Origin of the sequence: Bifidobacterium sp. WCA-178-WT-4B (assembly GCF_009696495.1) — a bacterium.
Classification (GTDB): domain Bacteria; phylum Actinomycetota; class Actinomycetes; order Actinomycetales; family Bifidobacteriaceae; genus Bifidobacterium; species Bifidobacterium infantis.
Genome location: NZ_VULV01000009.1, coordinates 46,591 through 71,286, shown reverse-complemented (window position 1 = coordinate 71,286; position 24,696 = coordinate 46,591). Strand labels below are relative to the sequence as shown.

Below are 24,696 nucleotides of genomic sequence, written 5' to 3'. Positions count from 1 at the left end.
TTTTCCTTTTTTCTTGTATGCTTTAATAATTTTTCATTGTTGTATCCTTACTTATTGATTTCAATGTGTTTGGAGCGGATTGTCAGCTGAAGATGACACATATCTTCGTGTTCTTACCATTGACATTGCTTGCTGTGATGCGTGGGACTTGAGCCAGCTGACGGCGATTTGCGTGCGGTCATGCAGTTGCAAGGTGAAGAGGATTCGACTGATGGTTCGTCGTATCGTCGCGGGCTCCAGTACCAGTTTGCGGGCGATTTCCTCGTTGGTCATGCCTTCCGCGATCAGTGTGCATATCTCGCGTTGGCGCGGCGGCAGGGCTGCGAACGAATCCCGCAGCTTCTGTTGTTCGCGGCCTGCTGTGGGTCTGGGCATGCCGTGTTCGAGAATCTGCCGGGTGATGCGTGGCGTGACCACGGCGTCTCCGTTCGCCACCGCATGAATCGCATCCTTGACGGCTGCAGCACTGGCGTCTTTGAGCAGGAATCCGCTGGCTCCCGCATCCAGTCCACCGTATGCGTAGTCGTCCTCGTCGTACGTGGTGAGGATCAGCACGTGAATGGCGGGCCATCGGCGGGTGATTTCACGGGTGGCGGTGATGCCGTCCATCACGGGCATGCGCACGTCCATGAGCACCACGTCCGGCAGCGGGCCTCCTGCCGATTCCAGTCGCTCGATTTCAGCGATAGCCTGTCGGCCATCGCCCGCCTGAGCGACGATCGCGATGTCACTCGCCTTGCCAAGCATGAGTTTGTAGCCGAGCCTCGCGTATTGCAGGTCATCGACCAGCATGATGTTCGTCATCCCACGTCACGCCTTTCTCTTGTCGGACGGACGTCAGCATCGCGGTCACCCGCCAGACACCGGTTTCCGCCCTGTCCGGCCCGTAGCAGAGGAACCCTTCGGTTCGGGCGATGGCGTCCGCGATTCGCGCCAGACCGGTGCCGATGGCACCATCGGAAGGCTTGGGGAGGTTCGTTGATCCGTCGTTGGTGATGGTCGCGATCAGGCTCCCATCCGCCGCGTGATCCCATGTGACGTTCAGATGCGCGAGGCCGGGCGCATGGCGCACCGCGTTGGTGACGGCCTCACGGGTCACCCGGAAGCACAGATCCGCCTGGTCGGGGTCCTCGCTGCGTCGGCCGGTCTCGGTGAATGTGGCGATCACGCCGGAAGCCCGTACGTGTGCGAGCACCGGTCGGATGTCATCCCACATGTATCGCTGCGCCGACTCTTCGATCGCGGTGTCATTCATCTCGTGCGACTGCGTACCGCCTGTGGTCGGCGGAATACCGGGCAGGTTCGCATCGGTGGCGGTCAAGGCCCGCAGGGCGTGCCGGGTGTCCTGCAGGCCGCTTTTGGCGATGTCGCGGATCGCGTCGATGGCCTGTGCGACCTCTGGATCCACATCTTGTCCTTCCACCTGTTCGGCCAGTCCTTGGGCCAATGCGATGATGCTGGTCAGATCGTGGCCGACGCTGTCGTGCATCTCGCCGACGATGCTGCCGCGCCGAACGGCCGCATCCCGCTGTTGGGCGAGCAAGTCCGCGCGCAGACGCTCGTCGCGTTCGCGTTGGAGCGCCAGGGAGGATAGGCGCCGGTTGCGGACCGCATAACCCAGCACGCCGATGACCACTATCGGAAGCATGGCGGGCAGTATGTCAAGCCAGATCGACCATCCGGCCTGCCGCCAGCCGTCTCCGGCGAACGCCTGACTGCCCAGCACCATGCAGGAGGCAAGTCCGAAGCACAGGATCCGCAAATCACTGGAGACGGTCATGATCAACGCCCAATAGGCAATCATCGGCATGATCGGAGCCCATTCACCCACGCCGGCGAGATCCAGCAGCAACGCCAGAGCAAGCTCTCCGCCCATCACCCATTCGGGTCTCACGTACCGCCATGCCAGCGCGACGCCGCCGGCAAAAACGGCGGCCAGCATCAGCATAAACACGCTTGGCGTGTGCGTGGCCCAATACGAGTGATACGACGGGACGGCATCACGCCTGGTGACCCATAGCATGCGCAGCATGAACAGCGTGGCCACGACCGGCAATCCATAGACCGGCAGGCCGCCCGGTTTCCTCAATCCCAGCGGAGCATCGCCCGTATCCCATATCCTCGACTCACAATCAGACATACTCGCATGCATATCCGCTTGGTGCTTATTCTCCTGCCGCACGAGCGATGACGACCGTCGGCGATGTGCGAATGCCACGTTGCGCGGTGAGCCACGAACCAAGCATCGCCATGGCGGCAAGCAAGAGCACGACCACGAGCCACAGGAGCCACGGCATGCCGAATACCAGCACGTCAAACGACAACCAGATGCCGATGGAGAACGAGACGGATACGAGCAGACTGGGAACGAACGCGATCAGGGACGAGGTGACGACAATCATAAGCCCATCCAAGGCGGCGATGGCGTTGAGCTGGCCTTGGGTTCCACCGCTGACGGCTACTAGCGCGAGGTCAAGCTCCCGTCCACGCTGGGCGATCAGATAGCCCGAGCACACCGCCGCCAGCACCAGGACCAGCGATGTGCCGATCAATGCCAGGATACGGGCGAAACCGGGCACCTCCACCGTCGGCGTCCCCGCGGGAAGCAGCCGCGTCCACGCGGTGATGGTCGAGGTGAGCGACTCATATGACATGAGCAGCGTCAATCCGGCGGCCAAGGGAATGATGGTGGACGAGGACGCGCACACCCTGGCCCGAGCCTGCTGGCATGCGATGCGCCACGCCGGCCAGGGAAGACGCACCACCGCCGTCCACATGCGCACCGTCGCCGACAGCACGGCCGGACCGGCAAGGCAGACGGACACGGTGAACAGCAGCATCGCGATCATGTTGCCGTACGCCAGCGGCGACATGGACGAAAACGTGACCTGCACCGACATCCGCGCCATCGATGTCTTCCGCACGTTCAGCAGACCGACCGCCAGCGAGACCAACGCCCCGGCGAACATGATCCAGGCAAGAACAAGACGGGGAACACCGACCGTTTTCGGAGGGTTCGCCGCCTCGCGCAACGCCTCGACCGGCGATATGCCGCCGACCACGCGCACCGTCAACAGCGAGCCGACCAAGGCCATCGCGAATCCGAAGACGATACCGCAACTCCACGCCCGCAGCATGCCCGTCACATCCTGCGGCAGAAACGGCAACCCGTTCGCCTCCAACTGCCGGGTCGCGAACGGATAGAGCCCCCGTGCCAGCGCCGGCGAGACGATAAGCGAGACGAGCGTGGCGGCGACATCCAACAGCAGCACCTGCGCGCAGACGCGCGACGTCAACTGTCCGGGCGTGGCACCCTGCAATGCGATCAAGGCGAGGGCGCGGCGGCGCTGACGGATGGCCGAGGAGACCACCAAAAGCACCATGAGCATGCCCACGACGATCATCGGCACCAGAGGAGGGCCGCTCAGCTCCATCGAGAACATCACCGCCCTGCCATGCAACCCCGGAACCGCCATGGCCATCCTCGCGTTCGACAACATGACCATCACCATGCCCGACACGCACTGCACCACTGCCAGCAGCAGCAATACCGCGCCCCACACGACAGGCGCATCCCTGAAATCACGCAACAGGCCACGCATCAAATCGCCTCCCGCCTATCAAGACCGGACGAATCGGAACCGACCTCGGCCAACACACCGTCACGCATCCGCGCGACGCGATCGCAGCGGACCGCGACCTCGGGACTGTGCGTGACCATGACCACCGCATGACCAGGACGATCCGCGAACGCGCGCAGCTCATCGACCACACGCCCGCCGGACTCGGTGTCCAACGCGCCGGTCGGCTCGTCGGCGAACACGATCTCGGGATCGGCGACGAGCACACGGGCCAACGCCACACGCTGCTGCTCCCCGCCCGACAGCAACGTCACGTTTTGCCTGCGCAACCCGAGAATCCCCAGACGGTCAAGCAGCCCGGCCGCGCGATCCCACGGATATTTCGCACCGCGCAGCGTGAACGGAAGCCTGAGGTTGTCCTCCACGCTCATCGAAGGCACCAGATTATACGACTGGAACACAAACCCCAGATGATCACGCCGGAACCGCGCCGACTGGGCACGGCTCATACGGGTCACCTCCTGTCCCAGCACCCGTACAGAGCCATTGGAGACGGACTCCAACCCCGCCAGACAATACATGAGCGTGGACTTGCCTGAACCAGACGGTCCCACGATCCCCGTCATCTGACCCCAACCGGCTGTGAAATCCACATGCCTCAGCACCGGCACCGTCTCACCCCTACGCAGCTCGAAACTCTTCGACAGCCCCGCGGCCGCGACCGGAGCCGACGCCATTGCATCGCTCCCCGTTCCCCTCAAATGTCGAACCATTATCCACCTTCCTCACCTGCGTATTGGACTTCGATACCCCCACTATCCATCGAAGAGACAATGAGCAGCAAGAAGACGTGCGAAAATGTCATCTAGAGATGACACCCTCAATAGGGGAAAATAATGCCAAAGATGATGGCACCTATAGAGAATGTCTCTTTTTATTGTTTTTAAGGACGGCGCAAGCTGCTGTTTTTGGCAAGCATGTAGTACAAGGGAACGGTTTTGAGAAGGTGGTCGTGTTTCCCTTCTCCAATGACATGGCCATTACTCAGGACATATATCATTTCGGCATTGCGCACGGTAGTGAGTTGGTGGGTGACGATAATGAAAGTGCGGTCTTCGGCTTGTTCCAGTAGTTGGGTAACAAGCTGTTCGTTATCAGCGTCCAGGTTTGCGGTGGCTTCGTCGAGCAGGATGATTTTTGCCGTGGAAAGAAGGGCGCGGGCTATGGCGAGTCTTTGGCGTTCTCCGCCTGATAGCATGATTCCGTTTTCTCCTACCTGCATATCGAGACCTTTGTCGGATCGGTCTAGTAGATGGGAGAGGTTCACGGACTCTAGTACTTGTCGGCATTCATCGTCGCTGCGATAGGTTGATCCGAGAAGTAGATTCTCGCGTAGGCTACCGGACAGTGCTGGTGAATCCTGTTCTACGTATGCAATATGGCTGCGTAAATCGTCTCGATCACAAGTTGTTATGTCGTTACCGAGTACATTGATGTTTCCGCTGGAGGGATCATAGAAACGTTCGATAAGTTGCAGGATCGTGCTTTTCCCTGCGCCTGAGGGCCCGACGAGTGCTGTAACGCTTCCCTGGGATATGGAGAGGTTCAGGTCGCGCAAAATTGGTTTGGAGCCATATGAGAAGTAGACGTGTTGGAATTCCACTGCCGGAGGACATGGGCTGCTGTGTACCAGCGGCATATGTTCATTGATTGTTGTGACGACGGTGTCATGGTCCTTTTCTTCGGGAATATCCAATATTTCCCGTATACGGTTCATCGCGGCCATTGAATTGCCGATTTGTGAGCCTGCGTAAATAATCTGGCTGAGCGGTGAGATGCTGATGAACAGCAACATGATGAACTGGGTAAGTTTTTCGACGGATAGCAGCCCTGTGGTTACGCGCCATAATCCCAGACCGAACACGATGATAGCCGCGAGCTGCAGGGCTATCGTGGCCAGTGGATTGATGACCGACTGGATTCTGGCGATCTTGAGTCCGGACAGGCGGACACGGTTGATCAAGGCGGCAATGACCTTATTCTCGTTCTCGAAGCCGTTTGAAGCGCGTATGGTGCGGATACCGGCGAGATCACGATTGAGTATGGAAGTAAGGTCGCCGAGCGTGTATTGGCTGTCATAGCTTGCTCGTTCAATGAATTTAGCGGACAGCAGCATGAGCGTGAATACGGTGAGAAGCAGGGTGATCGCTGTGCCGAATAGGATTGGGTCAAGCATTGCCATAAACACAGCGGAACCGATGACGGTGATGAAGCCTGATGCAAGGGCTGATGTGCACTGCATGAATGCATTACGCAGTTGTGAGGTGTCGTTGCTGACACGGCTGAGCAGGTCGCCGGAGTCACGTTGATCGTATTCGCGTATGGGCAGACGTAGCAGGTGTTTGCTTAGTGCGAGACGAGCATCCCTTACGATATCCTCTCCTGTACTCTGCAGTTGGTAGTTCTGTAGGGCTGATATAGCTCCTGAGGCGATGACGAGTAACAGCATTCCGGCAATGACGGGCCACTGGGGAACCTGGAATACACCGTTCTGGAAGAAGTTGGTCATGTACTTAGGCAGGAGCAGCGTCATAGAGGCTCCTATGGCTCCAAGGCATAGGATGAGTGCCAGCCGTCCTCGGTATTTTCGGAGGGGAGAAATCAGATTGTACATGGAGACATGTTTCATGTGCATGGTGTCGTCCTGGTCGTTGACGGTCATTGCGTATCTTTCCGTTCGGAACTGGCTCTAGTAATGGTGTATTGTTTGACGGCATCAGGTTCGCCGATGGGTATACCGTTGGCTTCTACCCAAGCGTGTGCGCGGAAGGGACGATCGGTGAATCCGGTGCACCATGTGACGGATCGGTGAGAGATGCGGCATGCCGCCGCTGTGGAGAGCGACCGAAGCAGACAACCTTGCTGACTGCGGCATTTGCGGCTTACCACGCATACGGCATTGCGGTAACGCTCCGCCGTGCTGGTGTCGGCCGGCGGATATCGTTCGGACCACGTTTCAAGCCGGCGGCAGAACTCTCCGATTTGTTGTCGTTCCATCCGTCTTCCGATGATGATGGCAATCAGTGCTATCAGGCGGTCATGAAAGTTGACGTGTGTGACCGCTTCCGGCTGTAAAGGGATGCTCATAGACGCACGTGCTTCCCCATATCGGCGAGGAAACGATCCGCGTCCCGGGCGATGATTTGTCCGTCGGCCTGATATTCTTCGGCGATTTTATTCGTGCAATCCTCGATGGTTTTGCCGCACATCAGACCGTCAAGGATAATCCGGCCTATTTCGTTGACCTGCAGGTATTCGCCGGTGTCGTTGACGAAGACGATTGCCCCGCCCTCCTTGGGATACAGGGATATCTGATTCCTCAGACTGATGCTTGTCTGTGTGTCATCGGCTTGCATGTCTCAGCCACCTTTCCACTGCTGCTACTCGTTGCATTTCAAACAGGAATGTGATGTCGGGCATTGGCATCGAGGCGGAGCGTCTTATCGCAGGTACATCGATAAGTCCTTCCTCATCCAGTATTCCTCCGATGGGTGAGGTGAGAAGCTTATCCTTCGAACGATGCCACGCCAAATACAGCGAATATGAATGATCGCCTTTGGTGGATCGGCGGAATATTGCTTCGGGTGCAATACCCTTCAGTGCTTGGTAGAGTACCGCCTTATGCAGTCCTTTCTGATTGCGCGCACTAATCGGGGTATTGAGAGCACAGTCCACCATTACTTGATCGAGGNAAGGAGAACGGAACGTTATGATTTCTGGCGCAAACATCCGGCTGGCCTCATTGAGCATCCGTGCTTGTATCGCGAGAGAGTAAAGGGCCTGATGACGGCTTCGGTCGGGATTCAATGGCTGGATGTCCTCATGTTCCAATTGATATATGACCGTGCTGTGTAGGAGTTCTCGCGCCTTGCTGGTCAAGAAATCGGGAATGTGGATGGCATCGTGCCATCCACAGGGCATGATGCGACGTGTCGATCTACATTCGGCGATTCGGAACGATGAACTCAGCTCATCGCCGAGACTAGTATCATCAATTAAGTCATGTATTGCTTGACACATCGACATGCGGTAATCCGCACTATATCGTTTCGCTGTGTCCCATATGCGAGTGGGATGCTCACGCAGACAGCTCCATGCGGAGGCCGGCAGCGACGCGAATAATTCATCTCCTCCGAAACCTGTGACATGAATATGGGGAGTACCGTCGCCCAGTTCGGCTATACGGCTGAAATAACCCTCGATGTCACTCCAATAGATTGGTTCTTCAGGCTTCATGCCATTGGGGTATTCATCACAGACCGTGAATGATTTATTGCCGTCGGCGACCATGCCGAGATTGGTAAGTGATAGTCGAATGTCTGTGGCGATCCCGACTGCCCATTCGGCATCGTGATTGTCCGGGTCATCAGGCATCTCATGGTATAGAGCCATGTGTGCTTCGGTGCGACTGAACACGTATGCGGTGGCGGCAGAATCCGTTCCGCCCGACACATCGACTGATATCGGCGCCTCGCGCGACCAGTGATTCGCCAGCACCGTAAATCGTGCTTTTAGTGCTGACACGAGCTCTTGTTCCGAATTATGAATGTTCTGCAGCGGATTTGATGATGTGTATCGAGGTTGTTGACACCCATCGATGTGCAGTGTCGTTGACACCGGCACGGAATGTATCCCCTTCCAGAAGGAAGCATCTCCTTGAAGGCTGTTGGGGAGGGAGGGTACCAGCTCCATTGCTATGCGTTCCCAGTTCAAGGATCGTTTTTTCGATTGAACGAGCCGGAGCGCGCTATCCGATATGACAGGTTTGTTTCCGTCATCAGTCCAAAACAGACGATTGCCGCTCAGCATAGGTATATTGACAATTGTCTTCGCGGTAGTCGCGCCATTGTCGCACCATTCATTTTGGGACTTCCTATGACGGTTGGCTGCGATCTGTTCCGAATGCTCATGCATAAGCGGCAATGCTCTTTCCTGACGGCTCATCATGCCATTTGATTGGAGCCGCGCCTGCATATCGAGCGCTCCTTATACGTGGCGTGAAATTGATGTCCAGTCCGATTAGTTCGATCCCCAAGGGAACGGTGCCTTGGCTCCGCCGATATCGACATACTTACCGAACCATAAGCCATTGGTGGCTTCGCGGAACGAAGCGATGGTCTCCACCGTAGGGGCTATATACTGCTTCATGATCAACTCCCTAGTTCATTGATAGGTTGGACTGCATGTGGGCACATGCAATTCCAGTTAATCCGTCATAGAGTGCATATCCAAGGAAGAGCTGGGTGTTTGTCATCGTCAGATGACAAACACCCAGCTCTCAAAAGTGAGTTAGTCGTGTAGAGACGGAAAAAACTGTCTCAACGTATCGTGGTTATTTCGAAGTTGACCGAGAGAACCTTCTCGCGTCACCATGCCCCTATTTAGAATCACTACATCATCGGCGATTGATTCCACTCGCTCGTCCGGCTCGGATGAAATCAGCATCGCTACGCCACGGTTTGCCTGTTTCCGTATCTGCTCTTGCACCCATGCCGTGCTGCGCTGGTCAAGGCCTTGGAATGGCTCGTCCATTATCAGGGCCTTCGGGTTACTCAGTAGTGCTACTGCGAACCTGATTTTTACAGTATCGATCACTGTGAGAGCTTTGAGCTTGCATGAAAGAACGCTTTGTAATCCGGTCATCTGAACGACATGGTTCAAATGAGTATCCGGCGCACCGGACCAGAGGGCTTTCCATCGTAGATAGGTTCCTGCCGAACAGTAAGAGGAATGAGGAATCGTGGTGGGCACAGCAGCCACTGCAGTCTTTGGATCGTCAAGCCGGATATAGGGCTTTCCACAGATGAGGATCTGCCCTGAACTTGGCGTTTCAAGATTGAGCAGTATACGCAGGATGCTTGTTTTCCCGGCGTTTATGGGGCCTATCAGAGCTGTGACGCGACCGGCATAAGCGGCAAAAGAGACGCCTCGTAGTTCGCGGCCAGCATGGCTAAGGGAAACGTTCTCCAAAGCGAGAATAGGGGCAGCGGGATTCGGCAGCTTGTACATTGATTTCCTTTCCTTGCCTCACCCAAGCCGCAAAAATCGAAGTCCCCCCCCCCTAAGTGCATTTATGAAGTGCAATCTCGAATAGGGGATGGTAGAAGTGACATGATAGGTTGTGCCTCACATGCCTGAGTGACATATATATTCAGTTAAGCAGGATTAATTGTTTTCCCAAGAACAGAATCGTGGTGTTTGTCATCTGAAGATGACAAACACCACGATAGAAGTGAGCGAAACGTTTCATTCATTGCCAGTGGAAAACCTAGTGGCGCTTTCGTTTGTCATCTGATCCAGGCCTGCTTGATACCAAGCTATGACGATTTGAACTCGGTCTCGCATGTGCATTTTGGCCAGTACCCGACTCACTGTTCTTCGTACCGATGCCGTCTCGATGAACATGCGCTCGGATATTTCCTGATTGGACAGTCCTGTCGCGACGAGCTCCGCTACCTCATGCTCCCGTTTGGAAAGGCTGTTGAACAGCCCCCGAAGTAATTTGATACGGGCGTTATCCGATATGGTCCTGACACCACGGTTAATCACTTCGCCTGTGATACGCGGGGTCAGAATGGCATCGCCGTTATATACGGCATGAACAGCATCACGTAATTGCCTCGGCGTGGCATCCTTAAGCAGGAAACCCGAAGCTCCTCGCGCCAGACCGTCGAAAGCGTAGTCGTCTTCATCGTAAGTGGTCAGAATCAGTATTCTGATTTGGGGGAATTCCTCTTTGATGATGCCTGTCGCCTCGATGCCGTCCATGACCGGCATGCGCACGTCCATGAGAATTACATCGGGCAATTGATGAGGCGACTCTCGCAGATACCCGATTGCCTGGGCCCCATCCGCAGCCTGACAGCTGACGATGATGTCTGGAGCGTTGTTCAGCATCATCATGAATCCCGTTCTGGCTCCACGCATGTCATCGACCAGCATGACCCGAATGACGTCGCTTCTTGGATCCTTCATCCTTACCTCCGTCTTATGGAATCAGTGCTTTGACCGTCCAGCCGCTTTCGGATGGGCCATATGAGAGCGTGCCTCCTACTTTCGCGATCCTTTGCGCCAACCGGCTCAGCCCCGTCCCGCCCCTCGCATTGTTTTTCCTAGCGACCTCGTTCCTTTGTCGTCCATACGTGTGGCCATTATTCCGAATCGAGATCGATGTGCCGCCATTTTCGAGATGATCCCAAGCTACAGCAACACGAGTAAGTCCGCTGCCATGCCTGAGAGCATTGGTCAGAGCCTCACGGGTGATGGCGAAGCACAGGTCGGAACGGCGTGGATCGTCAACTCGACTTCCTGTTTCGGTGAATATGACAATGATGCCGGTCGAACGAATATGCTCAAGTACCGGTCTGATATCATCCCAATCCCGTAGACGTAGTACGTCATCCTGATTCACGGGCTCGGGCCCCACACGATTGATAGGTGTGTTTGCTTCTTCCTCGTTGAAGACCTTCAGAATACGTCGCGTGTTCCCCAGGCTTTCTTTCGCTATCGATGAGATTTCGGCGAAAGCGCCAGCCAGCTGCGGATTGGCGTCGTTGCCGGTTCTTGCGCAGTCCTCTCCTCCTTGGGACAGCGCAATGATCGAGGTGAGTCCATGGCCGACACTGTCATGCAATTCATTGGCCATACGAAGTCGCCGCTCAGTTTTGTTCTTTTCCTCCGCCAACACCGCGGCACGCCATTGCGCCTCAGACAGTCGCCGGTTTGCCGCATGACGATCACGTGCTATGGACAGCAACGAGGATATGATTCCGACAGCCGCGATAGCGTACAGGAGCAACAAGTAGTGCGGCTGCAGATAAGATGGATAAGAATATTGGGACATGATGATGATGATCATGCCCAAATCACACATGGCCTGACCATACAAGGGCAGTCGGATGCATAGGTAAATGACAACGAGAAACGCAACCTGCGTGTAGGAATGCAGTCCAATTCCGAATGACACCCCCAAAAATAACTCGACGAGCTCCAACGTCAGCAGCATCAAAGGGCTTTTTGCCCGAACCATCACGCTGACGGCACCCAACAAGAACAACAGAAGAAAATACCAAATGCCGGATCCTTCGTCCAGAAATCGGATGAGGGAATAGTCCGTGCCGACAGTCGCTCGGGATTGCGCATAATCACGAAATAGTATTCCCAGCGTTCCCAGGATACATAACGTCGTCGCGATAAAACGAAGCAGTTTTTCCCCTCTCAGCTGATGAGCCCATGCCGATAGCCGATCCCCGAACGTGATGGACAACGCACGAGAGCTGTCCGGCGACTGCTCCAAACCAGCTTGAGCGGTGAAATGATCTTCGGTGTCCTGCACATTTGCCTTCTTCGCCGCTTCCCCGATAATACAACTCTTCATTATCGCGGATTCAGGCTTTCCATGTCTACCAGAGAACTCATATTTGGCATCTCCAGATGACAGATCCATCAATTTTGATTTGTGCGCCAGCGCCGATTGCGGAGAGAATGCTCCAGGCGGGGCTGTTCGACATACTCTCCGCAATCGGCGTGGGAACGCGGCCCCGGGCCATGCGCTGCGCGCATGACGGTGTTGTCTGGCCGCTCGCATGCTCGCGGCGGGTGGGCCGCGTGGAATCTGACGAGGGGTTTGCGGCCACCACCAGCATGCCATGCGCTCCGTCTTCGCTTCCTGCGCCGTGTCCCGTGCCGCTCCCGGGCCTGCGCTGCGACGGCGGACCAGCATGCCGTCTTCGCTATGGCCCGGATCGTCGCGGTCCACGCCTCCGGTCGCTTCGCCTGCGCGCATGGCAGGCGGGTGGTGTCCGAAATGGAAACCACACGGAAAGGACCGATGGACATGAACGACATGGTGGACACCCGCACTACGGGAACAGGATTGGCGGAGCGCGTATGCGGCGGGTTCCGTAAGGACCGGCGGGAGCTTGGCCCCGAGAAGGCGGCCGACAAGTGGTTCGCGCCCCTGATGGACAGGTGGAACGGCCTGCTGTCGCGCGACGGTGGCGGCTTCTCCCATGAGGAGCGCGTCACGCTGGCGGTGCTGGCGACCGAGTGCCTGAGCATGCGGGACGCGCTGATACTCGCCGCGTTGCGCGAGATGGACGGCGGCGAACTGCACATGCTGTACGCCCGGCCGCATTCGATGGAGTCGGCGGCCGTGGTCACGCGCGAACTGTCACGGGCGTTCGAGGACGCGGAATACCGGCCGGACATGCGGCGCTGGGAGCGGGCGACGGCGTTGCTGGAATCGGTGACGGCCGACGCGCCGGACGGGTACGAGGCACAGCCGATGGCGGCGTGCGCGTACCTGATGTGGATGGCCGACCGTTCGACCGTGGCCGCGGTGCGCGCGCTCAAGGCCTTGGCCTTGGACGAGGACTGTTCGCTGGCGACCCTCGTGCTCGCGGCCGGCGAGCACGGCATCCGCCCCGCATGGACGGGACGCCGACGCTGAACGTCGGGCGTCCCCGCGGATTCAATCCGACCGGGGCCTCCCACGTCGGGAGCCCCGGCCAATCCCAATCATCTGATTTTTTCAAGGAGACAATCATGGAAACCGCAATTATCGAACGACCCGCCGCGACCGGCGAGGGCGCGAACGAATCGAGCATCGTCATGCTGGACGTGGGACTCATCGACCCGAACCCGGCGAACCCGCGCCGCGACGTGGGCGATGTGTCGGAACTCGCGGATTCGATACGCGTGCAGGGTATCCGGCAGAACCTGCTCGTCACGCCCGCCCCGCAGGGACGCTACCTGCTCGTCATCGGTCATCGCCGCCTCGCCGCCGCCAAGCTCGCCGGACTGGGCCGGGTGCCCGCCGTGGTGGCCGATTTGTCGGAACGGGAGCAACGCGAACTCATGCTCGTGGAGAACGGCCAACGCACCGACCTGACCGTCATCGAGGAGGCCGACGGCTATCAGGGACTTCTCGATTTGGGCGTGGGCGTGGACGAGGCGGCGCAACGCACCGGCCGTTCCGCGTCATTGGTGCGCCGACGCCTGAAGATAGCCGCCATCGGCGAGAACGTACGAGGCAAGACGGGAACCGCCCAGCTGAGCATCGACGACTGGGAGACCATCGCCGACTTCGACGGACATCCCGACCTTCAGGAACAACTCGCCGAGGCGGCGGGCGGCAGGAACTGGGACATGGCCGTCAAACACGCCCGTCAGGAGCAGACATGGTGCGAATGGCTCGACACGGCGCGCGCCGAGCTGAAACGCATGGGCATCGACGCCTCGGACGAACAGCCGAACGCGGACAACTGGTATGACTCGCCGAAGGGATTGCGGCGCACCACGATGCTGACCACTGGCGACATCGCCAAGGCCATTGACGCGTGGCGCGACTGCCATGACGGTGCCACGCCGGTCGTGGGGGTGCGGGCCGAGGGCGCGTCATGGGCGCGCGGCATAGCCCTGTACGAGACCGTGGACGAGGAGGCCGAGACCGCGGCCCGCGAGGCGAGGGAGGCGCGTTGGCGCGAGGAGCGGGAACGCGAGGAACGCGAGACGGCACCGGCCAAGGAGTTCGCGCGGGCAAGCCGTGATTTGCGCGTCGCGTTCGTGACGCATCTCATGGAACTGAAATCCCAGCCGAAGGGCATCGGCAAGGCCGTCGCCCTGCTGTCCGCATGGTTCGCGCTCGACGCGCTCACCGAGGGATTCGACCAATGGGACAGCCATGCCGAGGACGTGTGGGAGCGCATCACCGGCACCGGCGCGGCGGGCGACGACACCGGCGACGGGGAGTCGGAGGACGAGGTCGAAGACCCGTTGCGCGAGTCCGTCACCGCGATGATTTCCGGCGACCCGCACCGGGCCGCGTTCGGACTGCTCTACGCCTTGGCCGAGGAGCGCGTCAGCTGGACGACATGGCGTGACGCGGCGACCATCGCGGAACATGCCGCGCCGTTGTACGAGGTGTTGGAAACGCTCGGCTACCGCACGTCGGACACGGAGGGCGAAGCCCTCAACGGTTCCCTCATGCCAATCGATGACGACGACGATGGCGAGGATGCCGGCATGGGGCAGGACGGCGAACCGGACGACGATGAGGTGCCGCAAACCGACGACGCATCCAGCATGTCGGAAGTCGCCGAATAGGCGACGGGTGGGGCGGAACCGGAATGCGGGTTCCGCCCCACCCGGGCGCGGATGGCGAAACGTAACGGCGCGCATGCGCGCCCGCGCCTGCCGGAGCCAAGTGGCGACGGATGGTGTTCAGCCGTGGCTGGCGGAGCGTCGGCGGAGCCATGCGTCGCACCGATCCATGAGCATGCTCGCAAGCACGGTCAAAAGGAACGTGGCGACGACCAGCGCGAACGAGCCGTCCAATGCCGGGGCGTCCGTACCGGCGAGGAAATGCATGAGCAGGAACGCCAGCATGAGCAGTCCCGACAGCATGGCGAACGACGTGAACACGGCGTTCGAAAGGAACACCACGAGCCGCAACGGGTGCGCGAGCAGAGCAAGGCACGAGGCCACGCCCCGCATCATCACACGTATCACGCCCACGGCCAGCGACAGGCCAAGCACCACCAGCAGCATCGGCATCGCCGTCACCTCCCGTATCCCGCCAATATCATCCAACGTAGCCGCCAAGACGCGGGAAACCGAATCGCAACCCCTCCGGGTCCAATCCAATCGAACCGGATTCTCCGGCGTCACCGGCATCAGCCGCATTCCCCGTTGCGGCGTTGTCTTCCGTCGTGGCAATCTCCGGCGCATCGGCGGTGGATGCCGGTCGGTCGTCGGATTCGAGGGACGAATCCTCGCCATCATGGATTTCGCCGTGACTATCGGCGGGGTTGGTCTGTCCGTAGTCGGGGGTGACGGCATGGAACGCCATGCCGGTCTCTCTTGGCTCCATTTTGAGCGTGCGCACGAGCTGGGCGCGCGGCATGTGATGGTCGTCGCAGAACGATTGGGCGGCGTCGCGGAATCGTTCCGCGGCCCAACGCATGTCATCCAATAGGATGCCCAAACGCGACAGCTCGCCGCGTTTGCGCTTCAACGCCTCCAGTTCGGCGTCCAATGCGTCGTCGGCGATGGCGCGCATCGCCCGGTTGCGTTCCCTCGGCTTCGCCATGACAGGCTCCTCACGGTGAGTGTTCTTCGTTGCCCCGCATCGTAGAACGACGCCGGCCGTGATGCCGGCGGACACGAAACGGAACCATGCGGCGGCATGCGAAACGTGACCCCGTGTCCGCCGCGCATGGCGTGGCGTGCCGGTGAAACTGACCGGTATACGACCATCCCCTCCCCGGAAGGGGCGGTTGGTGTGTAGCAAGCATCGCCGGTGTACGTACACCGGCGCGGCCCCGCCAGGCTCGGGGCCGGTTACGGGACACCCGTGGAACCCGATATGAGGAGGCGTCGATGGGCTGGAAGGGCAACCGTTCCAGGACGGTCCGCAAGACGGTCACGTTCAGCGAGGAGGAATGGCGGTGGGTGGCGGACTCGCTCAAAGTGGAGAACCGTCAGCGCATCCGGGCCGGGCTCAGGCCCGTGGGCTGGATGGCGTTCGCCCGCAACCGGATCAGATGCGCCCACCGCGTCAACATCACCGTGCCCGCGAACCTGCATGAGGTGAGCGTGCAGCTGGCGAGGATCGGCAACAACGTCAACCAGATCGCCCATTACGCGAACACCGTGAGGGAGACGGACCTGGCCATGCTCTCGCGCGTGTTCGACGAGCTGCGCCAGGCGGAACGGCTGGTCGCGGGCCTGAGCGTCCGGGTGGAGACCGACGTTGACCCCAAAGGGGTTCCCGAATGGCTGTAGTCAAGATCGGCAAGATCAAAGGCACGCTCGCCCGCAGCATCACGTACGTGACGAACCCCGGGAAGACCGACGGCTACCGGTGGGCGTCGACCACCGTCGGCGACGACATCGCGGACGCCGAGTCCATCGCCCGGGGCTTCGAACGTGCGTTGGACGCCACGAAAGGCGGCTCGCGCCGGCGGGGAGCCGTGCTGGCGCTGCATGTGATCCAATCGTTCGATCCCGCCGACCCGGTCACGCCCCGATTGGCGCATCTGATAGGGGAACGGTTCGTCCGGGAGATCACCGGAGGCACGCACGACTACGTGATCGCCACCCACACCGACCGGGCGCATGTGCACAACCACATCCTCATCTGCCCGGCCGACCGGATCACCGGCAAGGTCATGCGCCTGAGGAAGGGAACCCTGGTCGAATGGCGGAAGATCAGCGACCGGCTGTGCCATGAACACGGGCTGCACACCCTCATGCCGGAACAGTCCGGGCGCGTGGCCCCGTCGATCGGGGAACTCCATCTGAGCGCCAGAGGCGGCAGCCTCAAGGACCGGCTGCGCACCAGCATCGACACGGCCTGTATGAACGCGCATGACTTCGCGGGATTCCGCCGCGAACTCATGGCACTCGGCGTCGACGCGACCGTGCGCGGAGGGCGCATCACCTACACTCCCCATGGGCAGGCCCGTGGGATCCGGGACCGGCGGCTGGGCGTGGCGTACAACATGCTCGCCGTCATGGGCAAGATCCACCGGCGCACGCTCAGCGAGATCACCTTCCACGACAACATGGTCACCCGTCGAACGGATACGGCGGTGACGGTGCGCGTGCCCGGGACGCATGGCCGCCTGCATCTGGCCATACCGTGCGACCGGCTCGTGCGCGACGGGAGGATCTGGCACGCCTACCTGTCCGACGACGTCAGGCAGGTGCTCACCGACCAAGACGGCGGCTATGCGCGGTCGACGGACTGCGAGGGCCTGTACGCATGGTTCGCGCGGCCCGCGCTGCGACTTGAGGACTACTGCCGGCAACGGTTCGGCGGACGGGACCTGACCGGCGTCGGCGGGCGCGCATTGCGTCAGGCGATCTCCTGCGACCGGCTCGCCGACAGCCTGCGCGAGCTCAAGGTCCTCGCCCGGGCCGTCGACGAGGGCGACGGCCGGCTGGCGACGCTCGGCCGGCTCGCCGACTCCGTCGAACGCAACGCGAGGCACATGCGCGCCCTGATCGCGCTCATCGCCGACAGCCACGACCGGGGAGCCGACGCCACGGGGTTGGAGGCGCAGCTTGCCATCGAGGAACGGGAGACCCGCGACCTGGCCTCCGACGCCCTCGCCCTGCGCCGGCTCATCGCTCGCATCGCGCCAGCCGCCGAACGCCTCGACGGCATACGGCGCACGCCGGGCCGCGATGGCGGGCGTCGTGTCCGCCGCAGGAGCCGGTGAACCGGCGGATGCTGGAACGCAAACGGACCACGACGGATGACGGGAGAATCCCATGGCGGCCGAGGACCAGGCACAGGAACTCATGATGCGGTTCGGCGAACAGGGCACGCGTGTCATCATCGACGTGACCAAATACGGGCTCGACAAGGCGCTGCATTTGCTCGGCATCGGCGTGCACGCCACCGGCGAGACATTGCGGCGCATCAGGACCACCGGCAAGGTGACCAACAGGACCCTGCATCGCGCCGGCGAGCCGATCGGCGTGCAGGAAGTCGCCGGCAGATACGCCCGACAGCTGGAACGCGACCTGAAGAAGGCCGGCATCACCTTCCATATCGAGCACGAGCGCGGCACCGGCCGCACCTTCCTCCACTTCCAGGGCCGGGACGCCGACGAGGTCAACCACGTCGTCTCGCGCATCGTCGAACGCCTCAACCGGGAACTCGCCCGGCAGGAGACCGCCACGATCCCCGAGCCCGATGCCGCCGCCCCCGCACGGCCGGACACACGGACGACGCCGACGTCGGAGCGGGAGGAGGGGAACCCGTTCCTCGAACCGTCCGACGACGCGCCGCGCCTCGCGTTCGACGCCGAATCGCCGTCGAACGGTTGCTTCGACTTCCGCACGGTGCCCTGGGACCGTGACGCCGCGATCATCACCGACCGGCTCGACCGGCTCCACATACCCCACCACACGCAGCGGGTCGCCGATGACACGGTGCGTTTCACCTACCCGGCCGGCCAGGCCAGACGCATCGCCGACGTGATCGAATCCCTGGCCAGACGCTCGCGGGGCCTGGACTGGAGCCGCATGGACATCCCCGCCCCGGACGGCGGCGTGCGCCGTCCCAAAACCAAACAGCAGACCCTGAACGACATCCACACGCGTGCCGGCAGACGCATCGAAGGCCAACGCCGCGCCACGCCCTCGAAGCGGCGCACGCGCACCCGGTGAGCGGATGCGCGACGATCATGACCGGAAAGGAGCATCATCATGCCCGAGCTTTCAGCCAACGCGCGTTGGCTCATGGATAACCTCATCGACAATGACCGGCAGGCCCTGGCGGACATCACGCGCCGCGGCGAGCAATACGTGGCCGCCGGCATGCCGCAGGACAATCGGCTGGGCCAGGTGGCCCGCATGGTCGTCGACGACGCGATCCGACGCCACAACCAGGCATGGCCCGACGCCGCGATCGGCTTTCCCGCGCCGGACCTCGCCCAGGCGGCCGACGAGATCGCCCAACGCATCCGCACGCAGGCCGCACGATCATGGGACACGCCCGACACCATGCAGACGCCGGCGCAACGGCAGGCCGCACCGTCCGACGCATCGCCGGCAACGGCGCGGCGGCGGGAACCGACGCCCGCCGACCGGGACGACGCCACGGGCACCCCGATACCGGTAGCGGCCGACGGCAGACGGGAGATCTGGCCGCGCGTGAACTTCCCCAACAGCTACGTGCACCTGTACCGGATGACCTCCAAGGACGGGCGCGCGTTCGACAAGATGCGCGTGGCGATACCGCAGGGTACCAGCATCCGCGGCGTGGACCTGACCGGATGGCAGCTCGACCGCTTCCTGACCGACCATGCACGGGACGCCAAACTCAACGGGCGCGACGTGACCGTCAGCTTCAAACCCGGAGAGCCCGTGGAACTGTGGCGTGGCAAGGGCGAGCAACGCGAGACCATGCGCATCGACGACGCCTGGCAGCTATGCCGGGCGGTCAAGGCGCAACGCATGGCCTACGCGAGGCAACGCGCCGAAAACAAACCGGTCACCGCCACCACCGGCACCCGATCCGTCGAGGACACACCAGCAGCAACCCCCGGCCCGGAAACCGGCGAACCGCCGGCGCAATCCCGGGCGGCCGGCAAGAGCGGGACGCTCGACGCCATCAAGGACAGGGCCGAACGACGCACGCAGACCCCGTCCGCCATGCCGGCGAGAACACAATCACAGGCGCAGGCAAGGAGCCGATGATGGCGGAAGACGATCTGACGATCAACGTATGGGTGGGCAACCTCGGCCGATACAACGAGGGCACGCTCATCGGCGGATGGCTGCGCCTGCCCGTGGACGAGCAGCGGATCGACCGGTTCCTCACCGAACAGGTAGGACTGACGCTCGACGCGCAGCAGGCCTATGAGATCGGACGCCAAGGAGGCGTTGTCTACGAGGAGTACGGCATCCTCGATTACGAGTACGATGGCCTGCTCGCCGCGCTCGACTACCGGCCTGGCGAATACGAGGACCTCCACGCCCTGAACACGCTCGCTCAAGCCGCCCGGATCTTCACGCAGGACCGGCCCGAGGCATTGGAGGCGGTGCGCTTGGCGGCCGACATGAACAACGTGCACGACCCGGTCGGGCTGGCGAACCTGCTCGTCCAGGCCGAGGACATCGAATACATGGCCTACGACCCGCCGCAAGGCATCACGCGGGAGAACACGCCCGACCTGGACGAGATGTACGGCTGGCATTGCGCCAACCGGAACAGCGAACTCGCGAGCCTCCTGGACGGCCCGTACGGCATGTACTTCGACGTGGCGAAATACGGGCGCGACGCCTCGATCAACGACAACGTCACCCTCGCCGACCACGGGTTCCTGATCGACGAGGCCATCCCCGACACCAAACGGTATTCCGGCACGGAACTCACACGGATCGTCGACGCCCACGGCGACGACGAGCCCGGCCTCAGCGCCACGCCGCCGCCGGAGTCCGATGCGTTGCGGATGGTCGGACGCTGGGGAGACACGCACGACAACGTGATGCGATCGGACGGTGCGGAACGCATCGCCGAACGCATCATGCGGGCCAACGACAGCGACGACAACCACCTGCGCCAGCAGGTCAGGGACCTTATCAGACCGGTGGCCGACCAGCTGGACGGCGACATGCCCTCGGGCTCGGCCACGTTCGCCCGGCTCGTCGCCGAACACGAGGCCATGCACGCCAATTCCGACCAGATGCCGGCACAGGAACCGTTCCGGCTCGAATCATTGCTCGAACCCGGCGAACACGTCATGGAATACACGCTCGCCGGCACGGCGACGAACTGGGGCGCGCCCGTCTACCAGTGCATCATGCCCATCGATTCCACCGACATCGGCGCCGGATTGGAGGACACCCTCCAACGCATCATCGCCGACCGGGCAGGGCACGGCGACGCCGATACGATACTCGCCGAAACCATGGGCGCCAGACCCATCGGCGAACTCGACCCGGCCGACGGCATCACCCCGATCGACCAGGGATACGCATTGCCCGCACCCATCACCTCCTTCAACCCCAAACCGGTGAAAGAGGAGAAACCAGACACGTCGAAGGGCAGGGACACGGTGCTCGACGGCATACGCCAACGGGCCGGCCGACGCGCCGACGACCCCACGGCCCATCCGCCCGCACAGGAGCGGGCGAAGACACGCAACCGATAAGCCCTTGAAGGAGACCGGCATGACCAACATGGACACCGCCTACCGGCAATTGCGGGACGAGCTCGGACGCCTCGGCTACGAGCTGCGCGCGGAGGGCTTCGGCATCCTCCAGCCCCAGGGCTCCTACGGGGACATCGAACCGCCGTACCGGCTCGTCACCCTGCGCGAGATCCCCATCGAACCGTTGCCCGAATGGTCGGCCGACGTGCACCCGCACGACATCACCTACCGGTTCGACGCCACGCGATACCAGCACGACCGTGAACAACGGGACACCGTTGACGTGCGCGACTACGAAACGTGGACGCGCACCGTATGCGACGAACAACACGTGCAGGGCCGCGTGCTCATCGACATGGACAAAACAGCGGAGGAACGCATCGCCGACCTCGCCACCGCAATCCACTACATCCAATCCGCGAACCCCGCATGCCGCTCCTACCCGGTGGACCGCAAGACCCGACGCAACGAACTGCCCGACCGCACCCGCATCAGCCAACCAATCTACGACTACCGGGACCCGTGGAGCATCCGGGTCATGGCCGCACGGGAACAGGCCCTCGACACGCTCGCCTCCAAACACGTCCGGGTGGCCAAGGCCCGCGCCGAATCCGACGCGCTCACCGGAGGCGGCCGCCATGCCCGCGCCATCGGGCGCGACGCCATCAACGCCGTCCAAGGCAAAGCCCCGAACACCGACAAACCCATCAGAAAACGCAGGCCAAGCCGATGAGCGACGCCCGGTACCCGCAGGCCTACGTGCGCGGCATCCTCACCGACGACGCCAGATTCCACACCGACGGCGACGACGGGACGACGGCAGCCCTGACCGTGAACGCCGGCACCATGGACTCGCCGCTCATCATCCGTGTGCACGCGGCCGGAGCACATGCGGCGTACCTGCGCGAACAGGGCGCGCTGCAGGGACGACGGATCATCATCCACGGCATCATCCACGAAGAGGAGAACGCCGACGAGGCGTACATCATGGCCGACGAGATGGCCCTGCACACCAGCGTCAAGGACGCGCTCCCGTGAACACGGCGCGAACGATTACCATCATCGACACAGGCGAGGAAACCGTCGGCGGTCCAATCACACATGAAAGCCCGGCCATCTATGATGCGGGAACGCCCGTGGGACGCATCCTTGCCGCGATGTGCGACGGAGGCGACATCATCGAGAACCGCCAAGGCCTCACGCGCATCACCATCGCCGCCGACGAGGGAAACAGACAGACGGCACCCGGGCATGATGAACATTTGCCGGTGGACACCGCCGTCATGCATCCGACGGTCGACGATCCGCCATGGACCAGGGAACAGACGCTGACGAACATCCGCGTCCGCGCCGAACACCGCATCAACAGCCGGATTCCGCAGCCGGACGATGTCCCCGCAGGCGATGACATGCGAAGAACCATGACGCAGCACCGCGGCGGCTTGGAAAGAGACAGGGGAAACCAATGAAACGTCTGCAAGCCATACTGCCCGCGGCCACGGGACTGTTCACGCTGTTCTGGCTGGGCGACAAGATCGGCTACCAGATACGCACCGACCTGGATAAAGGCATGAGCGTGATCGACCTGATGAACAGGTTCTGGCTCGACCTGTACCACCCATTCCACCTGTCCACGAACCATATCGACCTGCTGTGCGGACTCACCGCAATGGGCATCGGCCTGCTAATCTGGGCATACAAGTACACGGCACGCCTGAACCTGCGCAGCGGCGAGGAACACGGCTCCGCCCACTGGGGCACCCCGAAGGACATCAGACCGTTCATCGATCCCGTGGAATCCCACAACATCCGATTCACCGCGACCGAACGGCTCTCCATAGACACGCGACTCACCCTACGCAACCTCAACACGCTCCTGCTCGGGTCATCCGGTTCGGGCAAGACCCGCTACTACGTCAAACCCAACCTATTGTCTGTGGACATGAACTGGGCCGTCACCGACCCCAAAGGCGAACTCAAACGCGACACCGAACACGCCATGCGCAACCACGGCTACCAGGTCAACACGCTCGACCTCATCCACCTCGACCGGTCCGACCGGTTCAACCCCATGCGCTACATCGACCCCGAGGAACCCCAATCCGCGATCCTGCGTTTGACCGACAACCTCGTCACCAACGCCACCGGCGACCGGAAAACCGGCGACAGCTTCTGGCAGGACGCCGAAAAAGCCCTCCTATGCGCCCTCATCGCATGGACCTACTACACCGAAAACAACCCCACCCTCAACCAGGTCACCGACGCCCTCGACCGGATGGGAGCCAACGAACAGGACGAAGACCGGGAATACATCATCGATGCGCTCTTCGCCGAAACCCAAACCGAAATCCACCGTATGCGCGAACACCCCGACGACTACGACAAGGAAACCCAAGCCATGCTCGACGGGCTCGCGTTCGCCTGCGCCCAGTACAACACGTTCCTCAAAGGCGCGGGCGAGACCAAGAAAAGCATCATCATCACCACCGGCGTCCACCTCGCACCCCTCCAAGTGCGCGAGGTGCGCCGCATCCTCGACGGCGACGACATCCGGCTCGAAACCCTCGACCAAGGCAAACGCGTCGTATACCTCGAACTGCCCGACACCAACGCCACGTTCTCCTTCATCGCCAGCGTCTTCTACCAATGCCTCTTCGAAACCCTCGTGAGGAAAGCCGACGCCAACCCCGACGGCATACTCGACCGCGACGTGCACTGCATGCTCGACGAATTCGCCAACATCGGCAAGATCCCCAACTTCGTACGACTCATCGCCACCATACGAAGCCGCCGCATCAGCTGCAGCATCATCCTCCAGACCGTCAGCCAAGGCAAAAGCCTCTACAAGGACGATTGGGAGACCATCGCCGGTAACTGCGACAGCCAGCTCTTCCTCGGCGGCAACGAACCAAGCACCACCAAATACATCAGCGACCGGCTCGGCGACCAGACGATTGATGTCATTGAAACCAGCGAAACCAAAGGACTCAACGGCAGCTGGACGCGCAGCACCCGAAAAAACGCCAGAAAACTCCTCACCCCGGACGAACTCGGACGCATCCCCTCCGACCGATGCATCTACCTACTCAGAGGCATACCGCCATTTTTCAGCCAGAGGCGGTGATTGGTGATACATAGTTCCAAAAAATCCTGAGGTATTGTCATCCCGGAATGACAGTTGACAATTTGGAGCTTGTAAGTCCACCTTCAATTTGAGAAGCTGACAATGCAAATGGAACGAGAGAATTGCGAATGAGACTCTTGTCGATGTCTTATAGCAATAAAATGGCAACATTATAATACTGAGATTTTATAAGGAGCCCTATGATAAAAGAGTTTACGAATGCAGCACGATCACCTCCATTAAGTGCGACCAATAGCAG

At 61.0% G+C, this 24,696-nt stretch carries 25 protein-coding genes; 11 read left to right on the top strand and 14 right to left on the bottom strand.

The annotated features are described in order from the left end of the window. Positions 1-60: 60 nt before the first annotated feature. The 12 genes from FYJ31_RS07620 to FYJ31_RS07565 form a co-directional block, all read right to left on the bottom strand. The gene (locus FYJ31_RS07620) at positions 61-804 is read right to left on the bottom strand and encodes a response regulator transcription factor (protein WP_012576883.1); all 744 of its coding nucleotides are present in this window, start codon (positions 802-804) and stop codon (positions 61-63) included. After that, positions 779-2,140 (bottom strand): sensor histidine kinase, encoded by a 1,362-nt coding sequence (locus FYJ31_RS07615; protein WP_014484603.1) that lies wholly within the window; start codon positions 2,138-2,140, stop codon positions 779-781. Before FYJ31_RS07615 ends, FYJ31_RS07620 begins: the two co-directional genes overlap by 26 nt. Positions 2,141-2,165: 25 nt before the next feature. Next, the gene (locus FYJ31_RS07610; protein ID WP_012576885.1) at positions 2,166-3,602 is read right to left on the bottom strand and encodes an FtsX-like permease family protein; all 1,437 of its coding nucleotides are present in this window, start codon (positions 3,600-3,602) and stop codon (positions 2,166-2,168) included. After that, entirely contained in the window at positions 3,602-4,318 is a 717-nt protein-coding gene (locus FYJ31_RS07605; RefSeq protein ID WP_229773925.1) for an ABC transporter ATP-binding protein, read from the bottom strand. Before FYJ31_RS07605 ends, FYJ31_RS07610 begins: the two co-directional genes overlap by 1 nt. A gap of 206 nt (positions 4,319-4,524) precedes the next feature. Continuing rightward, complete coding sequence (locus FYJ31_RS07600; protein ID WP_154536400.1) at positions 4,525-6,303, bottom strand: ABC transporter ATP-binding protein; 1,779 nt, start codon at positions 6,301-6,303, stop codon at positions 4,525-4,527. After that, a complete protein-coding gene (locus FYJ31_RS13310) occupies positions 6,300-6,638 on the bottom strand; it encodes a lasso peptide biosynthesis B2 protein (protein WP_368664759.1) in 339 nt (112 codons plus the stop codon). The genes FYJ31_RS07600 and FYJ31_RS13310 overlap by 4 nt, the downstream gene beginning before the upstream one ends. A gap of 86 nt (positions 6,639-6,724) precedes the next feature. Further along, complete coding sequence (locus FYJ31_RS07590) at positions 6,725-6,997, bottom strand: PqqD family protein (RefSeq protein WP_012576889.1); 273 nt, start codon at positions 6,995-6,997, stop codon at positions 6,725-6,727. Further along, positions 6,984-8,333 (bottom strand): asparagine synthase-related protein, encoded by a 1,350-nt coding sequence (locus FYJ31_RS07585; protein ID WP_442778612.1) that lies wholly within the window; start codon positions 8,331-8,333, stop codon positions 6,984-6,986. The genes FYJ31_RS07590 and FYJ31_RS07585 overlap by 14 nt, the downstream gene beginning before the upstream one ends. A 327-nt stretch (positions 8,334-8,660) precedes the next feature. Beyond that, positions 8,661-8,789 (bottom strand): putative RiPP precursor, encoded by a 129-nt coding sequence (locus FYJ31_RS07580; protein ID WP_123772240.1) that lies wholly within the window; start codon positions 8,787-8,789, stop codon positions 8,661-8,663. Positions 8,790-8,930: 141 nt separating this feature from the next. After that, positions 8,931-9,650 (bottom strand): ATP-binding cassette domain-containing protein, encoded by a 720-nt coding sequence (locus tag FYJ31_RS07575; protein WP_025263209.1) that lies wholly within the window; start codon positions 9,648-9,650, stop codon positions 8,931-8,933. A 237-nt stretch (positions 9,651-9,887) separates the two neighbouring features. Further along, a complete protein-coding gene (locus FYJ31_RS07570; protein ID WP_025263208.1) occupies positions 9,888-10,616 on the bottom strand; it encodes a response regulator transcription factor in 729 nt (242 codons plus the stop codon). A gap of 13 nt (positions 10,617-10,629) precedes the next feature. Beyond that, positions 10,630-11,976, bottom strand: a complete 1,347-nt coding sequence (locus FYJ31_RS07565; RefSeq protein WP_038426924.1) for a sensor histidine kinase — start codon at positions 11,974-11,976, stop codon at positions 10,630-10,632. Positions 11,977-12,447: 471 nt separating this feature from the next. On the opposite strand from FYJ31_RS07565, the gene FYJ31_RS07560 reads away from it, so the two are divergent. Both FYJ31_RS07560 and FYJ31_RS07555 read left to right on the top strand, forming a co-directional pair. Continuing rightward, positions 12,448-13,092: a hypothetical protein gene (locus FYJ31_RS07560; RefSeq protein WP_154536399.1), complete on the top strand. Its 645-nt coding sequence runs from the start codon at positions 12,448-12,450 to the stop codon at positions 13,090-13,092. A 95-nt stretch (positions 13,093-13,187) separates the two neighbouring features. Further along, positions 13,188-14,747: a ParB/RepB/Spo0J family partition protein gene (locus tag FYJ31_RS07555; protein ID WP_154536398.1), complete on the top strand. Its 1,560-nt coding sequence runs from the start codon at positions 13,188-13,190 to the stop codon at positions 14,745-14,747. Positions 14,748-14,864: 117 nt separating this feature from the next. Here FYJ31_RS07555 and FYJ31_RS07550 read toward each other — a convergent pair whose 3' ends face one another. Both FYJ31_RS07550 and FYJ31_RS07545 read right to left on the bottom strand, forming a co-directional pair. Then, positions 14,865-15,197, bottom strand: a complete 333-nt coding sequence (locus tag FYJ31_RS07550; RefSeq protein WP_025263204.1) for a hypothetical protein — start codon at positions 15,195-15,197, stop codon at positions 14,865-14,867. A 28-nt stretch (positions 15,198-15,225) separates the two neighbouring features. Beyond that, positions 15,226-15,732: a hypothetical protein gene (locus FYJ31_RS07545; RefSeq protein WP_025263203.1), complete on the bottom strand. Its 507-nt coding sequence runs from the start codon at positions 15,730-15,732 to the stop codon at positions 15,226-15,228. Positions 15,733-16,022: 290 nt separating this feature from the next. On the opposite strand from FYJ31_RS07545, the gene FYJ31_RS07540 reads away from it, so the two are divergent. The 9 genes from FYJ31_RS07540 to FYJ31_RS07500 are packed head-to-tail and all read left to right on the top strand — an operon-like array spanning position 16,023 to position 24,437. Then, on the top strand, positions 16,023-16,427 hold the full coding sequence (locus FYJ31_RS07540) for a MobC family plasmid mobilization relaxosome protein (protein ID WP_025263202.1): 405 nt from the start codon (positions 16,023-16,025) through the stop codon (positions 16,425-16,427). Next, entirely contained in the window at positions 16,418-17,869 is a 1,452-nt protein-coding gene (locus tag FYJ31_RS07535) for a relaxase/mobilization nuclease domain-containing protein (RefSeq protein ID WP_154536397.1), read from the top strand. The genes FYJ31_RS07540 and FYJ31_RS07535 overlap by 10 nt, the downstream gene beginning before the upstream one ends. Positions 17,870-17,921: 52 nt before the next feature. Beyond that, the gene (locus FYJ31_RS07530; RefSeq protein ID WP_025263200.1) at positions 17,922-18,824 is read left to right on the top strand and encodes a DUF3801 domain-containing protein; all 903 of its coding nucleotides are present in this window, start codon (positions 17,922-17,924) and stop codon (positions 18,822-18,824) included. Positions 18,825-18,863: 39 nt separating this feature from the next. Beyond that, a complete protein-coding gene (locus FYJ31_RS12795; protein WP_025263199.1) occupies positions 18,864-19,856 on the top strand; it encodes a hypothetical protein in 993 nt (330 codons plus the stop codon). Then, entirely contained in the window at positions 19,853-21,313 is a 1,461-nt protein-coding gene (locus FYJ31_RS07520; RefSeq protein ID WP_025263198.1) for an antirestriction protein ArdA, read from the top strand. Before FYJ31_RS12795 ends, FYJ31_RS07520 begins: the two co-directional genes overlap by 4 nt. A gap of 19 nt (positions 21,314-21,332) precedes the next feature. Continuing rightward, positions 21,333-22,046, top strand: a complete 714-nt coding sequence (locus tag FYJ31_RS07515; RefSeq protein ID WP_025263197.1) for a hypothetical protein — start codon at positions 21,333-21,335, stop codon at positions 22,044-22,046. Further along, positions 22,043-22,351 carry a hypothetical protein gene (locus tag FYJ31_RS07510; RefSeq protein WP_061870999.1) on the top strand — a complete coding sequence of 103 codons (309 nt, stop codon included), beginning with the start codon at positions 22,043-22,045 and terminating at the stop codon, positions 22,349-22,351. The genes FYJ31_RS07515 and FYJ31_RS07510 overlap by 4 nt, the downstream gene beginning before the upstream one ends. After that, positions 22,348-22,782, top strand: coding sequence for a hypothetical protein (locus FYJ31_RS07505; RefSeq protein ID WP_025263195.1), 435 nt, complete (start codon positions 22,348-22,350; stop codon positions 22,780-22,782). The genes FYJ31_RS07510 and FYJ31_RS07505 overlap by 4 nt, the downstream gene beginning before the upstream one ends. Beyond that, on the top strand, positions 22,779-24,437 hold the full coding sequence (locus tag FYJ31_RS07500) for a VirD4-like conjugal transfer protein, CD1115 family (RefSeq protein ID WP_154536396.1): 1,659 nt from the start codon (positions 22,779-22,781) through the stop codon (positions 24,435-24,437). Before FYJ31_RS07505 ends, FYJ31_RS07500 begins: the two co-directional genes overlap by 4 nt. The last annotated feature ends 259 nt before the right edge of the window (positions 24,438-24,696 follow it).